The organism is Candidatus Njordibacter sp. Uisw_058 (genome assembly GCF_047730065.1).
GTDB lineage: Bacteria > Pseudomonadota > Gammaproteobacteria > Pseudomonadales > Balneatricaceae > Njordibacter.
This window is the reverse complement of sequence record NZ_CP159829.1, coordinates 366,062-382,474: the sequence shown is the minus strand read 5'-3', so window position 1 is coordinate 382,474 and position 16,413 is coordinate 366,062. Positions and strand designations below refer to the sequence as shown.

Sequence of the window (16,413 nt, the reverse complement as noted above, 5' to 3'; positions counted from 1 at the left end):
TGGCACGTTAAGTTTGTCCCGTGAGGAAATATTCCTTGAGCCATCTTCTATAGGGTGCTGCCAAAGAAGTGATAGCAGCCAAAGTCATGAGATAAATTGTTATGTCTAACCATACTGCCAGTAAGAAAAAATGATGCACAAAGCATCTGAACTTCCACATCGGCCTCAAGGAACGTGGGTGACTCTTGCTAGTATGGTTTTGGCGTCAGTACTCGGATCAGTGCACGCCTTTTCCGTTTTTTTGGAACCCATGGAAAACTACTTTCAAACTTCACGATCTCAAGTCAGTCTAACCTATTCCTTTGCCCTATTATCCTTAACAGTGGGGGTATTGTTAGGCCATCGTTTTTACAGTTTATTGCGTCCAGCAAGCTTCTCGATTGCAGTTTGTGGGCTAGCCTTAATCGGTACGTTAATCGCTGCATCAGCCACTCATATCATCATAGTTTGGCTTGGGTACAGTTTGTTGTTTGGTTTAGCAAACGGCCTCGGCTACGGCTTTGCATTGCAAATCTCTGCTCAGTCTAACTTAGAAAATAAAGGTTTTGTCATGGGACTGGTCACAGCCAGTTATGCCCTAGGATCTGTGCTTTCACCGTGGCCCCTGGCTTTTGTCTTAAATAATTTTGGTTTAATGTGGGCGATGCTGAGTTTGAGCTTAGCGTTATTCGTCATTATGCCCGTTGTTAGTGGCTTGTTGTATTGGTCTCGGGCTCAGTTACATGTCTCACCACCTGACCATAAGCAGAGTCCCAGGGTATATCAACAGGTGATTTTTTTCTTTTGGTTAGCCTACGGTTTAGCGGTTATGGCTGGACTCATGGCTATAGGCCATGCTACTGCAATTGCAGATGAGGCGGGCCTAAATGGGCAACTGATATTAATAGCGCCAAGCGTATTGGCACTTTTCAGCATGAGTGGAAGCTTGTTGGGAGGTTGGATGGCAGACCGGGTCTCATTTAAAGTGACCTTAACAGTGTTACCTTTATTATCAGCCCTCAGTCTTGCGTTATTAGCCCTATTTTTAGTCGATATTAGTGTGTTGTTTGGCTTAGGAGTTACTGGGTTTGCCTATGGGGCAATCATCTCGATATACCCTGCGGCTATTGCAACTCATTTTGGAGCAGTTGAGGGGGTTCGAATTTATGGTAAAGTCTTTATCGCTTGGGGCATCGCAGGGTTTGTTGGCCCATGGTTGGCAGGCAGTTTATACGACTTGAATGGAGATTATAGGCTTGCATTAATTATTGCTAGCATTGCAGGGTTAGGTTCTGCGCTGGTTGTGTTTACTTTATTGAATGAAAAGTAGGCACCGCTAATGAAGCTTACTGATGGCTTAGATTAATGAACCATTTGAGGCTCTTTTTAGAGCCCTATTTGCGAACCTATGAAGAGTTTATGCCACAGAGGACATGCGTTTAAAAGACTAGAACAGACTCACTAAGCACGGTTCGCTTGCTAATACCGACAACCCATAAGGTCTATGGGTTATGTATCTGGATACAAACGACTTTTAGGGGGTTAATTAAAGTTTAGCATCCAACACATCTGTGCTGTTAAGGCCTTCCGTTTCAAGAATCTTACGCAGGCTGCGCAAAGCCCCCACTTGAATCTGACGCACCCTTTCTCGAGTTAAATTAATATCTTTACCAACGTGCTCGAGAGTGCAGACAGAATGACCGCGCAAGCCGAAGCGATGGGAAATAACATCTTTTTGTAGGTCCGTCAGCAAATCTAGCCACTGCTCCATGTTAGTCATTAGGTTACTATCAACTAGCGTATTCTCCGGTCCTTGGGTAGCAGTATCAGGTATCGTCTCCAGCAGCGTAGTGTCGCTGTCAGGACCCAAGCAGTTATCCACTGAGCCAACTCGATCATTAAGGTTGAGCATGGCACTCACTTGCTTTACAGGCTTGCCTAAGTGGGTAGCTATTTCTTCTGCAGTGGACTCATGATCAAGCTTTTGGGCCAATTCTCTGGCGACACGTAAATACACATTGAGTTCTTTAACGACATGAATTGGTAGCCTAATGGTGCGGGTTTGGTTCATGATAGCTCGTTCGATCGTTTGGCGAATCCACCATGTGCCATAAGTTGAAAAGCGAAAGCCTCGTTCTGGGTCAAATTTCTCTACCGCACGAATTAAGCCAAGATTGCCTTCTTCGATTAGGTCAAGCAAAGTCATACCACGGTTCACATAACGGCGCGCAATTTTCACCACTAATCTCAAATTGCTTTCGATCAGACAGTGGCGTGCTGAGACATCACCCTTGAGCGCCAGACGAGAAAAATGTTGCTCTTCCTGTGCCGTTAGTAAGGCTCGAAAACCTATTTCCCCTAGATATAGGTGGGTCGCATCTTTAAAGTCAGTGTCTTTGTTTGAGTATTTGCCACGCGACTTATATTTTGCATATTGTATTTCGCTACGGTGCTGATGCACTTCTTCTACAGATAATTCTTGCGTCATTTAACTCACCTATTAATTAAACTCACCTATTAATTAAACTATCAATTAACTTCTTAACTGACCTAATTAACCAGCTCATTTCATCAAAGACTACGCTAGGCACTTTGTTGATAGACGACCTATAGCTTGGGCAAATACCTCAGTGGGTTAACAGGCTTGCCGTTTTTGCGTATTTCAAAATGTAGCCTTGGGTCTAGTTGTGGACCCTTACCTACTTCTGCAATCACTTGGCCTGCACTTACTATGGCGCCTTCTTCAACCAAAATACGGCTGTTGTAAGCATATGCACTAAGGAAGGTATCATTGTGTTTTACCACTACCAGTTTACCGTAACCCTGAATACCGCTTCCAGAATATACTATTATTCCACTAGATGCAGCTTTTACCGGTTTTCCCAGACTGGATGATAAATCAATTCCATTAGAAGCGCCAGCTTTATTAGCAAAAACTTGTATCAATTTTCCCCGTAGTGGCCAAGACCACTTCACCGACTTAAATCCTTTATAGGCCTTTAATATAGGGGATTTATCTACTTTTTTGGATGCTGAAGAAGGTTGTTTTTTAGGTGTTTCCTTGGCAATGACAACAGGCTTTTTTACAGCTCCTTTTTCTAATGGGGCTTTAATAGCACTATTTTCATTTATTTCATTAAAATAAATCACTTGCCCAACATAAATAGTGTAGGGCGAGTTAATGGCGTTAGCTTTGGCTAATTTTTTATAATCCCAACCAAAACGCCAAGCAATGGCGAACATCGTGTCACCCGGTTTGACTTGATAGGATAAGGGAGTATTTTGCACACGATTGGATGATACAATTTGTGCCGTGCTATAACCTAGATCCTGCACGGGCGCATATTGACTGGCACTGCAGGCTGACAGTAATAAAATAACCGCACTAGAACTTAACAACCTGATCATGCACAAAACCCCATAACTAGAGCTCATATTTATTAGCCCGCCCAGTCTTTTAATTGAATACGTCCAAACTTACCCACCAACAAGCCTCCTAAGCAACACACCAATAGGCACCAAATTAGTTGGTTATCGTTGCCCGTCATTTGACTATACACCCAGGGCATAAGATTCTCTTGCTGCAGCGGAACCTCTATACCTGTGCTATTCAAGCGATAAGTAACCGTGTGCTTCCAAGGCCATAACTTCACCACTGAACCCATCATTAGACCAGTCAAAAAATTCATTACCGCAATCGAATGCTGCTTGAGTAAATAAACAATCACTCGACTGAACGCCACTAAACCCAAACCACAGCCAAAAGCAAAAACAGCAATCACTTCAATATCAAAGGCAGCCAAGCGAGCAATTAGAAATGGATAAATACCCAACATTAATAGGATGAAACTGCCCGATACACCAGGCAATATCATCGCAGTGATGGCAAAGGCCCCAGCTGCCATTAACCATAAGTAGCCCCAACCAGAAAAGCCATCAACCACCTGCAGCATGGGCATGCTGGCTAATATTAAACTTACTAACAAACCAGGCCAAAGCCAACGCCATTGAAGCTTCTTTTGCCCATATAGGGCCTGCAGCAACATCAGACTTGCCACCATAATCAAGCCCAAAAATAAACTCCACATGATCAGTGGCTGAACTAATAAAAGCCAAGTAATGAGTTTAGCAAGAATTACTAGCGCGGTGGCCATACCAAGACCCAAATTAATCAGGAACAAACCGTCGATGTAATGCCACGCCTTAGCTAACTGACGCTGCCGTATTAGTTTTAATAAATGCCAGTGACTGAGGTGACTAATGGCAGTTAATAACCGACCGTAAATACCACTCAGTAAAGCCACAGTTCCACCCGATATTCCAGGCACTAGATCAGCGCCACCCATGAGCAACCCTGTAACAAATGTTCGCCACTGTATAAATGTGGTTTTTGTGGTCATTATATTAATCCATTGACTAAAGGGACAAAGTTAGCAGCTTCTATTTTTTGTTTGCTGAAATGATTGCCAGAGCGTGTTATTTTTAATAAATACTGATCATCATTACCCACGGGAATAATCATACAGCCCCCCTCAGCCAGCTGCCACTGCAAGGCTTGAGGCACCTGTGAAGGCGCCGCTGTCACCATAATACCATCGAAAGGTTCTCGCGCAGGCCAGCCTTCGTAGCCATCACCGTGCTTGTAAACCACATTATGGATGCCCATTTGCTGCAATCGGTCTCGGGCTCGATCTAGCAGGGGTTCTATACGCTCCATAGTCAGTAATCTGGGTACTAACTGAGCCAAAACTGATGTTTGGTAACCAGATCCTGTGCCTATTTCCAACACTTTTTTAGCAGCGCATGAAGCCAGCAAAAGCTCACTCATACGAGCTACTGTATAAGGGCGTGAAAGGGTTTGATTGTGACCAATAGGTAATGACTTATCTTCATAAGCTCTATGGGCCAAAGCCTCATCTAAGAAAAGATGGCGAGGCGTTGAGCGCATTACATCTAACACTCTGACGTCTTGCACTCCTAGAGCGATCAATTGATCAACTAAACGTTCTCTTGTGCGCTGGGATGTCATGCCAATACCTTGTCTTTTGGCAGCCGTGCGTTTAGGGTCCGTCACAACGTGGCGCATTAAAACTTATCCTGCAGCCAATGAGTCACGCGATCGAAGGCTTCATGACAAGCCATGTCTGGTGACAGAGGAGTAACTGACACGAAGCCCTCCTCGACAGCATGAAAGTCGGTGCCAGGGCTGCCATCTTTGACCTTACCCGCAGGTCCGATCCAATAGCACTGATGACCTCGAGGGTCTTGGGCATCCATCGCAGTGCCACCTATTTCTCTACTACCCAAACGGGTCACTTTAATGCCTTTAATTTTATCATAGGGCAAATCTGGCACATTGACATTGATAATGCATCGCTCTGGTAGATTGAGCTTTTGCATCCCCGTCATGAGCTGCCTAGCGACTTTTGCAGCTGTCAAAAAATGAACTTTTCCCACTAAAGAAAGTGCCATCGCATGATGGGCAAGGTAACGCCCTTCCATTGCTGCAGCCACTGTGCCTGAGTAGAGCACATCATCCCCTAAATTAGCCCCATGGTTAATTCCTGAAACCACCATATCAGGGGCTATATCCAACACGCCATTAATTCCAAGGTGCACACAGTCTGCAGGCGTGCCATCGATACTAAAATAACCATTTTTCTGAGGCATCATTCGTACTGGACGAGATAAGGTTAACGAATTACTCGCCCCACTTAAATCTCGATCGGGAGCAATAACCGTCACTTGATGGTCTTGCTCTAGCTCCTGCACAAGATACGACAGGCCTTGCGCATGCACGCCATCATCATTAGAGATCAGTAGTTGCATCTTATTATTCCTTATCTTGAATCCGTTAGTCTGTTGTCATTATGGCTGTTCTACTAAAGTGATTTCTCGCACTAAGGCCGTTGCGTAACTTCCACGCATCAAATGGAAATTCAGTTCCAAGATATCACCCTCACACCAACACCACGTAAAATCTTTTGGCCACAAACGCAAACTGCGTCTTTGAGCCATCATATCTTGGGCAATTAAAGCCTCAATCCAAGGCCACCATGGAGCAAGTATTTGTGCTTCATAATCACTTGCTGGATTGGCTATAACATGGCCTACAGCCCCAACCATAGGGCCAGTTGGGGCTAAATCACCCGTATAAATGCGCGCTTGGACTTCATCTAGTTCAATTTCTGCACCCGCATCAAACTGACTAAACCCATCACTAAACATACAACGCTCACCCACCGCTGCCGTTAGCCAAGTACCGTCATGAACACGAGCGCTTAACAACTGATTAAACAAATAAGAGCGCACTGACGACAACGCCATGCCCCGCTTAAAACGATCTTTTATACGTTTGCCCTGCAGCATTAATAAAGCAAGGTTCAGATTGCCACCTTGGCGACCAAAGCGTTGATCACCAAAGTAGTTCGGTGCCCCTTGCTGAGAAATAAGGCGGAGTTTTTGTTCTAATGCCTCAGTTGCATTCATATTGCGCAAACGAATACTGAAAACATTACCTTGATGGACTCCAGTTTTTAACTTGCGCAAATGTCGAACTGTTTGATGCAAATTAACCTCAGGGCTATGCAGTTGCTGCCAATCAGGATCTACTGTTTCTGCCTTACCAGGCAGGTGAACCCCAAACCACTGGCGCGTCACGCCTCGGCGATCTTTTAATCCTGAATAACTAACTTGCCGGGCAGGCACACCCGCAACCTTTGCAATGTGGCGGGCTAAGAAATCCGTATTAGTGTCCGTTTTAGTGATATCAAGATAAACGTGTTCTCCCTCGCCACAAGGGACATAGCCTAAGTCTTCTGTGACTATAAAATCACTGCATTGAGATTTAATCTGACCCTTAGAGGTAGGCTCACCAGAAGCATAAGCCAATTCAGTCGGCCAATTTAGAGGCTGTAATTCAGGTGCGGTCACTGATCTTCCACAAGCTGGTAAAAGGTTTCATTAGGTTTGACCATACCCAAGTCGTGACGTGCACGCTCTTCGATTGCATCAATACCTTGCTTCAAATCCAGCACCTCTGCATGGAGCTGTTGGTTACGCTCAGACAGGCTAGCATTCACTGCTTCTTGAGCAGTAATTTTGTCCTGCAGACGTTCCACTTCTAGCAACCCAGACTGACCCCACCAAAGGCTGTATTGCATAGCTATTAGGGTGACGAAGATTAATCCAACTAACCATTTCATAAATATATCAACAAAAAAGGGAGCTGACCTTGGCAATAATTCACCAACGCAAGCTCCCTAGACGAGGTCAATCGTTGTTATTGACCTTTAATTTCCTGACGTCCACGATAAGGAGCGTCAGCACCTAGTTCCTGCTCGATACGAAGTAAGCGATTATACTTCGCTACTCTATCTGAGCGACACAATGAACCCGTCTTAATTTGGCCCGCTGCCGTAGCTACAGCTAAGTCAGCAATAGTTGTATCTTCTGTTTCGCCAGAGCGATGAGAAATAACCACACTAAAACCAGCTTTCTGGGCCATACGTATGGCTGCCAGTGTCTCTGTAAGGGTACCAATTTGATTAAATTTAATCAAAATAGAGTTGCCAATACCTTGCTCAATACCCTGGGTCAATATTTTTGTATTAGTGACAAATAGATCATCACCTACAAGTTGAACACGATCACCACACTTTTGGGTCAGGTCTTGCCAACCATCCCAGTCACTCTCATCCATGCCATCTTCAATGGACACGATGGGATGTTTATTAGTTAATTCAGTTAGGTAATCTGCAAACCCAGAGGCATCAAATGACTGCCCTTCTCCACTGAGGTTATAGGTACCATTTTCATAAAATTCGGATGCTGCACAATCCAACGCTAAAGTCACATCAGAGCCTAATGTATAGCCAGCATACGCTACTGCTTCAGCAATAACATCTAGTGCCGCTTCGTTTGAAGGCAAGTTAGGTGCAAATCCACCTTCGTCTCCAACTGCGGTACTTAAACCTCGATCACTCAGCACTTTCTTAAGGGCATGAAAAATTTCTGCACCGCAACGCAAAGCCTCTGAAAAATTTGGCGCACTCACAGGCTGCACCATAAATTCTTGGATATCGACGTTATTATCAGCGTGTTCACCACCATTGATAATATTCATCATTGGCACGGGCATGCTGTATTGGCCCGCGGTCCCATTAAGCTCAGCAATGTGTGCGTATAAAGGCAACCCTTTATGCATTGCTGCAGCTTTAGCTGCTGCCAGTGATACCGCAAGAATAGCGTTGGCACCGAGAACTTCTTTGTTTTCTGTCGCATCCAATTTGATCATAGCCTCATCCAGAGCCTGCTGATCAGTCGCATCCATGCCTCTCAAGCATTCTAATATAGGCCCATGAATGCCAGCAATAGCGTTCAGCACTCCCTTGCCTAAATAGCGAGCTTTATCTCCATCGCGAAGCTCTAGAGCTTCTCTGGACCCAGTGGATGCACCAGAAGGAGCGCAAGCAGAACCAAACGCTCCACCTGCAAGTAACACATCTGCCTCAATGGTAGGGTTGCCACGCGAGTCCAACACTTCTCTTGCCTTAATGTCGGCAATTAATTGGTCCAAAATTTACTCCTATATGTTTTTTAAATTAACAATTTCCTTATTGCAAAGGTCTACTTTTTTGCCTGAATAACGGCTGCACCCACAAACCCTTCAAACAGACCGTGGCCCGCACGCGGGGTGGAAGTGAATTCTGGATGAAACTGGCAGGCCACAAACCAAGGGTGATCTACAATTTCAACCATTTCCACCAAACTGCCGTCCATAGAACGACCAGAAAACTTCAAACCCACCGCTTCTAGTTGCTCAACAAAGGTATTATTAACTTCATAACGATGACGATGGCGCTCTGTAATAACGTCTTGTTGATAGCACTGGTAAGCCAAAGACCCTTCTTGCAAACGGCATTGCTGGGCGCCCAAACGCATGGTGCCACCTAAATCTGAACCTTCTGAGCGCTGTTCAATGTATCCAGCCTCATCGGTCCATTCGGTGATTAGACCCACCACACAATGCTTAGAGTTGGCATCAAACTCACTGCTGTTAGCATCACTCCATCCTGCTACATTGCGAGCAAATTCAATCACTGCCACTTGCATCCCAAGGCAAATACCTAAATATGGTATTTTATTCTCACGAGCATATTGCACTGTCTTTATTTTACCCTCTGTACCACGCTCTCCAAAGCCACCAGGTACAAGGATTGCGTCCACCCCTGCTAGCAAACTGACACCCTGCGTTTCAATGTCTTCAGCGTCGATGTAGCGCGTATTGACTTTGGTATAGGACTTAATACCAGCATGGCTGATGGCTTCAATTAACGACTTATAAGCATCTAACAACTCCATGTACTTGCCAACCATAGCAATAGTCACTTCACGCTTAGGATTCAGTTTGGCTTGCGCTACTGCATCCCATTCAGTTAAGTCAGCTTCCTTACAATCTAAACCAAACCGTTGCGTAACAATTTCGTCTAAACCCTGCGACTTTAATAAACTTGGGATAGTGTAAATGCTCTCTGCATCAGGCAATGAGATCACTGCTCGCTGTTCCACATTGGTAAATAAGGCAATTTTGCTTCGCTCAGGGGCATCAATAGCCACTTCAGAACGACACACTAAAATATCAGGTTGAATACCAATAGAGCGCAACTCCTTTACAGAGTGCTGCGTTGGCTTAGTTTTAGTTTCACCAGCGGTCGCGATGTAAGGTACTAAAGTGAGGTGCATGAAGAGCGCACGGTTAGAACCCAGTTCAAATTTCATCTGCCGGATCGCTTCTAGAAAAGGTTGCGATTCAATATCACCTACGGTGCCACCAATCTCAACCAATGCAATTTCTGCACCTTCCGAGCCCTTGTAAACACGGCGCTTAATTTCATCAGTGATGTGTGGAATAATTTGTACCGTACCGCCTAAATAATCCCCCCGGCGCTCTTTTCGTAACACATGCTCATACACACGACCGGCAGTGAAATTATTACGTTTAGACATTTTAGTATCAATAAAACGCTCATAGTGTCCCAAATCCAAATCAGTTTCTGCACCATCTTCAGTAACAAAAACTTCACCATGCTGGAAAGGACTCATGGTGCCAGGATCAACATTGATATACGGGTCTAATTTCAACATAGTGACCTTGAGACCCCGGGCCTCTAAAATGGCGGCCAAAGAAGCCGAAGCAATGCCCTTTCCTAAAGAAGAGACAACGCCGCCGGTAACGAAGATGAAACGAGTCATGAAATACCCTATGTCTTATATGACGTGCCACACGTCGATTGGAATTAAAACACGACAGAACAACCACACCAATACGCTGCAACTAGGGCGAACAAGTGTCCACTTTTTAGCAAGCGGGTGGAAATGCCTAACGTTTATAATTTTTTGACGCGCAATACAGGGTCTGTTGCCAGCATATGTATTACGACTTAAGATGGGAGAGTAGGATACCAGAAGAGGCTAATCGGAACAATCAAAAGCTTTGTTTTTAGTGGCCGTTTTCCAGCCCCAAGCAGGTGCACCTATCGCCGCTTCAAAACCAAAATTAACCCACAAATCTGCCACCATAGCGAGTCTGCCATTGACATAAAACAAAGGCAGTTTATCGCGCTCCCATGCTGGCACTCTAGCTTCTTGAAGCAGCTTCTTAAGACTTTGGCTATGATTCCGCCCCAAGGGCTTGCATCGTTCGCCACCCACCCTAAAGCGCCGCTCCAAAAAATCACCTTGAGCTAAAAAAAGCCCCCACTCGGCGCCTTCAACGATTCTCAAAACACCTTCAGGGAGGGAAATCAATCCAGCTGATAGGGCCTTTGGGTCTATGCTGCCACTCCAATTAACAGCAGTTTTCTCAGATTGATCGGCTCCAAGCATCAACAACAAATCACCTCGATGACGACGCAAACACCAACCTCCAAGCTGCATATAAGGTTGACGATCGGCGGCACTGAGGATAAAGTCCTTATCGATGGTTTGCATCACTGCATAATCAGGCATAGGCACATTTTGAAGATGCAACCAGTAACGCAGTACATTGTAACGCCGAGGTTGGCTCAATGTTTGCATATCTGCACACGAGATGCACCCGCCTAATTCTGTTTCTCTGTGGATCAATTTAAAGTCAATGGCCGCAACTTCATCTAACAAGACCTGTGTATCTGTCATTAAAGAAGTTACTTTAGCTACCTGCTGATCTAATGCCGGCCACCTATTTCGCAACCATGGCATCACTTGATGACGTAAATAATTACGATCAAAATCATGGCTTTGATTACTTGGATCTTCGTTCCAAGTTAAGTTATGAGCTTGAGCATAGGCGTAAAGGTCAGTCTGTCGAACGTGCAACAGCGGCCTTACTAGGCAGCCTAAACCTAGCTGACGCTGCTGAGGCATGGCTCGTAAACCATTTACTCCAGCGCCACGCAATAACCTTAAGAATAGGGTTTCACTTTGGTCATCAGCGTGCTGCCCTAACAAAAGCACCTCGCCCACCTTTAAATGCTGTTTAAAACTCTCATAGCGCGCATTTCGAGCTGCCGCTTCTAAACCAAACTGCTGCTGTTCTAACGGACTAAGGGTGACTTTATGGCTGATGTAGCCGACACCATATTGCTGGCATTTTTTTTCAACATCATGCTGCCAATGATCTGCTTGTAATTGCAGGCTATGATTAATATGAATCACACCCAAGGGTGGGCAAACATGATCTTCCTGAAGCTTAACAAGGGCATGTAATAGGCTCATAGAGTCTAATCCACCGCTCACAGCAACCCACCATTTGGAGGCTTTAAGATGGGGTTTTAAAGCACCTGCGCTAGTGACTAGTTGCTGGTGAGAGAATTGCATAGGGGAATTTTAGGCCCTAAGGAGCGGCCTAAGAACTTAGACCATAAGACATTAGGCGCTTGTAACGGCGGTCCAGCAGAGCATTAGTTTCCATCGGTTCAAGCTCAGCCAACTGACTGATCAGTGTCGATTTAATGCTTGCTGCAATGAGTTCAGCATCACGATGAGCGCCACCCAAAGGCTCTTTGATGACATGATCAACTAAACCTAAATCATATAAGCGAGCCGATGTTATACCCATAGCGTTAGCAGCATCAGCAGAAAAATCTGCACTTTTCCATAAAATAGAGGCGCAACCTTCTGGCGAGATCACCGAATAGGTGGAGTATTGCAACATATTAAGTTGGTCACACACTCCAATCGCCAAAGCACCCCCAGATCCACCCTCTCCAATCACTGTAGAAATAATTGGCGTTTTGAGACCCGACATTTGTGCAAGGTTAAAAGCAATGGCTTCACTTTGACCTCGTTCTTCGGCATCAATACCAGGATAGGCACCCGGGGTGTCGATAAAGGTTAAGATGGGCATTTTGAATCTTTCCGCCATCTTCATCATACGCAGAGCTTTGCGATACCCCTCTGGGCGTGGCATGCCAAAATTACGTGCCACTTTTTCTTTCGTAGATCGGCCTTTTTCTTGGCCCATGACCATAACAGCTCTACCATTAAGCCGGCCAATACCGCACACCATGGCAAGATCATCACCAAAGTGACGGTCTCCATGCAACTCATCAAACTCATCAAAAATACTCTTAATGTAATCTATGGTATGAGGGCGCTGGGGATGACGAGAAACTTTAGATACTTGAGCTGCGCTTAAATTAGAGAAAATGGATTCCGTTAGGCTAATACTCTTATCGGCAAGTTTAGATATTTCTTCGCTGATATTAAGATCATTGTCGTTGCCTACTAAGCGCAAGGCTTCAATCTTGGCTTCCAGGTCAGCGATAGGTTGTTCAAAATCGAGATAATTTGGGTTCATAGGGCCTAACTTTATAGGTGTAACGGGTAAATATTGAGGTTATTATAACCTATATTTTGCACATTTTATAATTTGCGATAGCGCATTTTGACAGCATGAGTACCTAACAGGTAGACCAACTCTTGCAGCATGTCATCTTCGACTTCTAGGCGCCAAGGTGAGGCGCAGCGTATGACTCCTCGCCCAACACTATTTTCATATTGTAACTCGAGTTTTGCCGCAGGTTTATCACCATAGACTTGATGGGGAGAAAGAATGCCCAGTAGTTGCTGCAAACCTTTACCTTGGGCAAAGTCGGGTGCTATGGATAAGCGCAGGCCCTTAGAAAAGACTGTGCGCGCTTGAGGCATCGTAAGAATCTGCTGCGCACTGACTTTTAGACCCCCAGAATAATCATCTTCAGACACTTCACCTTCAACAATCAGCAACCGATCAGTTTGCAATAACTCTCGATACTTTTCATAGGTATCACCAAATAGGGCAACATCAACCCTTGCTCTTCTGTCATCTAAGGTTAAGAAAGCAATAGTTTTACCACGCTTGGTTTTCATAGTTCGGCTTGCAACTACTAAACCAGCAATCCATTGCTTATCTTTTTTCGCCATTAACTGATCTAGGCGGCAGCGCAAAAAACGCCCCAGCTCATGATCATAACTATCAATAGGGTGGCCTGTTACATATAAGCCCAAGGTATCTTTTTCACCTTTGAGGCGTTGTTTAAGGGTAAGAGACCTCGTCGTAATGTGGCGCTCATACGCCAACTCTAAACTCGCTGAATCATCCGCTGTCGCAGCAATTTCGCCAAACAAGTCCATCATTCCTGCGTCACTATTGCGCTGGCTTTGGTCTGCTGATTGCACAGCATCAGGAATCGCGCTATAGAGCACCGAACGCTCTTTATTCGGCACTAGATCATCTAATGCACCACTGGCCACTAAGGCTTCTAACACCCGCTTGTTAATTTTTTTACTGCCAACCCGCTTACAAAAATCAAACAGGTCTTTAAAGTCTCCAGATTTTTCTCGCGCTTCTATAATAGCGGCCACTGGCCCTTCACCTACGCCTTTGACTGCGCCTAGACCATAGACCACTTGGTTAGCTGCATTCACAGTAAATTTATAATGGCTTTCGTTCACATTTGGTAAATTAAGCGGCAGCTCCATGCGTCGACACTCTTCAACAAAAATAACGATTTTGTCTATGTTTTGCATATCTGCTGATAGCACGGCGGCCATAAATTCTGCAGGATAATGGTGCTTAAGCCAAGCCGTTTGGTAGGCGACTAAAGCGTAGGCTGCAGAATGCGATTTATTAAAGCCATAGCCAGCAAACTTTTCTACCAGATCAAAAATATTACCCGCTAAACCTTCATCAATGCCATTAGCCGCGCTACCGGTTAAAAATCCTGATCGCTGCTTGGCCATTTCTTCTGGCTTTTTCTTACCCATGGCGCGGCGCAACATATCAGCTTCACCAAGGCTGTAGCCTGCCATGACCTGAGCAATCTGCATTACCTGTTCCTGATACAAGATAATACCGTAGGTGGGTTCCAAAACGGGGCGTAAAGAATCTAACTGATAATCTTCATGGGGCCATGCCAGCTTAGCGCGCCCATGTTTACGATTAATGAAGTCGTCGACCATACCAGACTGTAAAGGCCCAGGCCGAAATAATGCGACAAGGGCAATAATATCTTCAAAGCTACTTGGCAATTGACGTTTAATGAGGTCTTTCATGCCCCGTGATTCTAACTGAAAGACACCCGTGGTTTCGGCCCCTTGAAGCAGTTTGTAAACAGGTTCATCTGCCAGGGGAATAGTTTCAATGGCTATGGCTTCTTCACCCTTAGCCTGGCGCCTCTCATTGATCATGCCCATGGCCCAATCAACAACTGTGAGGGTTTTTAAGCCTAAGAAGTCAAACTTCACTAATCCTGCATCTTCAACATCATTTTTATCATACTGGGTCACTAAACCAGATCCGTCGGCGTCACAATATAAGGGGGAGAAATCCGTCAGTTTAGTGGGTGCAATAACAACACCACCTGCGTGCTTGCCAACATTGCGAGTCAGGCCCTCAAGCTGATACGCCATGTCCATAATTTCTTGCACTTCATCATTATTGTCAATGAACTCGCGCAGCGTATCTTCTTGTTCTACGGCTTTGCTTAGGGTGATCCCTACTTCAAAAGGAATCAACTTCGACAGCTTATCAGCCAAACCAAAAGGTTTACCTTGAACTCGGGCAACATCACGCACTACCGCTTTTGCCGCCATCGTGCCAAAGGTAATAATTTGAGATACTGCATCCTTACCGTAGGTTTGTGATACGTATTCAATCACTCGATCACGATTGTCCATGCAAAAATCAATATCAAAATCAGGCATTGATACCCGTTCTGGATTCAAGAAACGTTCAAATAAGAGATCATATTTAAGGGGGTCTAAGTCAGTGATCTCCAGCACATAAGCGACTAAAGATCCTGCACCAGAACCCCGCCCTGGCCCCACAGGAATATCGTTATCTTTGGCCCAGCGAATAAAATCCATAACGATGAGAAAGTAACCTGGAAAACCCATTTGACAAATAATATTGAGTTCAAATTCAAGCCGATCATCGAATATTTTACGTTGCTCCTGGTACTTTGAATCCGTAGCATCCAGAATAACCTTGAGGCGCTTTTCCAAACCATCGCGAGACACCTTACCAAAGAATTCGTCCATGGTCAGACCGTCTGGCACAGGAAAGTTAGGCAAAGAATAATGGCCTAATTGAATGTCTAAATTGCAGCGCTTCGCAATCTGTACACTGTTCTCTAGGGCAGAAGGTAAGTCAGCAAACAGGGCTTGCATCTCCTCAGCACTGCGCAAGTATTGTTGGTTAGAGTAGGCCTTTAACCTTCGTGGGTCGTCCAAAGTCATGCTCTGGTTGATACACACACGTGTTTCATGAGCCTCAAAATCTTCAGCAGAAACGAACATCACATCGTTAGTAGCGACGATGGGGACCTTCGCTAATTGTGCAAGCTGTGCCGATAGATGCAGGCAATCTTCATCGTATTGTCGCCCTGTGCGCTGAACCTCTAGATAAAATCGGTCACCAAAGATGCCTGTCCAGTAGAGCAAAACTTGTTCCGCTTCGGCCACTCCACGGTTAATTAACGCTCGGCCAACTTCTCCTTCAGCTGCCCCAGACAAAACAATAAGGCCTTCACTTTTGTCAGCTAACCATTGCTTTTGAATTATAGCTTTACCATCGATTTGGCCTTCCTGAAACGAGCGTGACACCAATTCAGTAAGGTTGAGGTAGCCTTTGGAGTCCATAGCTAATAATGTCATGCGGCTAACAGTGGAGTCTGTTTCAGCGGTTTCTGCGATAAAAACATCGCAACCGCAGATCGGTTTAATACCCGCACTTTGAGCAGCTTTATAAAACTTTATCATGCCACTCATGGTCGATTGATCAGTTAATGCAATGGCCGGCATCTGCTCTGCCTGCAAGGCTTTCATCAGCGGTTTAATGCGAATCATGCTATCAATCAATGAAAATTCGGAGTGCATGCGCAAATGCACAAAGGGCACAGCTTGGGTCAT

13 protein-coding genes are annotated in these 16,413 nt (G+C 45.1%); 1 reads left to right on the top strand and 12 read right to left on the bottom strand.

Annotated features, from left to right (window positions below):
- Positions 1-178: 178 nt before the first annotated feature.
- On the top strand, positions 179-1,309 hold the full coding sequence (locus ABXT59_RS01840; RefSeq protein ID WP_443637311.1) for an MFS transporter: 1,131 nt from the start codon (positions 179-181) through the stop codon (positions 1,307-1,309).
- A 216-nt stretch (positions 1,310-1,525) separates the two neighbouring features.
- On the opposite strand, the gene rpoS is transcribed toward ABXT59_RS01840, so the two are convergent.
- The 12 genes from rpoS to dnaE all read right to left on the bottom strand — a co-directional run bounded on the left by rpoS (position 1,526) and on the right by dnaE (position 16,413).
- Positions 1,526-2,467, bottom strand: a complete 942-nt coding sequence (rpoS, locus tag ABXT59_RS01835) for an RNA polymerase sigma factor RpoS (RefSeq protein ID WP_443637309.1) — start codon at positions 2,465-2,467, stop codon at positions 1,526-1,528.
- A gap of 119 nt (positions 2,468-2,586) precedes the next feature.
- The gene (locus ABXT59_RS01830; protein WP_443637308.1) at positions 2,587-3,222 is read right to left on the bottom strand and encodes a peptidoglycan DD-metalloendopeptidase family protein; all 636 of its coding nucleotides are present in this window, start codon (positions 3,220-3,222) and stop codon (positions 2,587-2,589) included.
- A gap of 197 nt (positions 3,223-3,419) precedes the next feature.
- On the bottom strand, positions 3,420-4,379 hold the full coding sequence (locus ABXT59_RS01825; protein WP_443637307.1) for a DUF368 domain-containing protein: 960 nt from the start codon (positions 4,377-4,379) through the stop codon (positions 3,420-3,422).
- Positions 4,379-5,065, bottom strand: coding sequence for a protein-L-isoaspartate(D-aspartate) O-methyltransferase (locus tag ABXT59_RS01820; protein WP_443637306.1), 687 nt, complete (start codon positions 5,063-5,065; stop codon positions 4,379-4,381). The genes ABXT59_RS01825 and ABXT59_RS01820 overlap by 1 nt, the downstream gene beginning before the upstream one ends.
- Positions 5,065-5,808: a 5'/3'-nucleotidase SurE gene (surE, locus tag ABXT59_RS01815; RefSeq protein WP_443637305.1), complete on the bottom strand. Its 744-nt coding sequence runs from the start codon at positions 5,806-5,808 to the stop codon at positions 5,065-5,067. The genes ABXT59_RS01820 and surE overlap by 1 nt, the downstream gene beginning before the upstream one ends.
- A 39-nt stretch (positions 5,809-5,847) precedes the next feature.
- The gene (truD, locus tag ABXT59_RS01810) at positions 5,848-6,912 is read right to left on the bottom strand and encodes a tRNA pseudouridine(13) synthase TruD (RefSeq protein ID WP_443637304.1); all 1,065 of its coding nucleotides are present in this window, start codon (positions 6,910-6,912) and stop codon (positions 5,848-5,850) included.
- Positions 6,909-7,184 (bottom strand): cell division protein FtsB, encoded by a 276-nt coding sequence (gene ftsB, locus ABXT59_RS01805; protein ID WP_443637303.1) that lies wholly within the window; start codon positions 7,182-7,184, stop codon positions 6,909-6,911. The genes truD and ftsB overlap by 4 nt, the downstream gene beginning before the upstream one ends.
- Positions 7,185-7,261: 77 nt before the next feature.
- Entirely contained in the window at positions 7,262-8,557 is a 1,296-nt protein-coding gene (gene eno / locus ABXT59_RS01800) for a phosphopyruvate hydratase (protein WP_443637302.1), read from the bottom strand.
- A 50-nt stretch (positions 8,558-8,607) separates the two neighbouring features.
- Positions 8,608-10,233, bottom strand: a complete 1,626-nt coding sequence (locus ABXT59_RS01795; protein ID WP_443637301.1) for a CTP synthase — start codon at positions 10,231-10,233, stop codon at positions 8,608-8,610.
- A 219-nt stretch (positions 10,234-10,452) separates the two neighbouring features.
- On the bottom strand, positions 10,453-11,838 hold the full coding sequence (tilS, locus tag ABXT59_RS01790; RefSeq protein ID WP_443637300.1) for a tRNA lysidine(34) synthetase TilS: 1,386 nt from the start codon (positions 11,836-11,838) through the stop codon (positions 10,453-10,455).
- 28 nt (positions 11,839-11,866) lie between these two features.
- Complete coding sequence (gene accA, locus ABXT59_RS01785; RefSeq protein WP_443637299.1) at positions 11,867-12,820, bottom strand: acetyl-CoA carboxylase carboxyl transferase subunit alpha; 954 nt, start codon at positions 12,818-12,820, stop codon at positions 11,867-11,869.
- Positions 12,821-12,885: 65 nt separating this feature from the next.
- Positions 12,886-16,413 carry a DNA polymerase III subunit alpha gene (dnaE, locus tag ABXT59_RS01780; protein WP_443637298.1) on the bottom strand — a complete coding sequence of 1,176 codons (3,528 nt, stop codon included), beginning with the start codon at positions 16,411-16,413 and terminating at the stop codon, positions 12,886-12,888.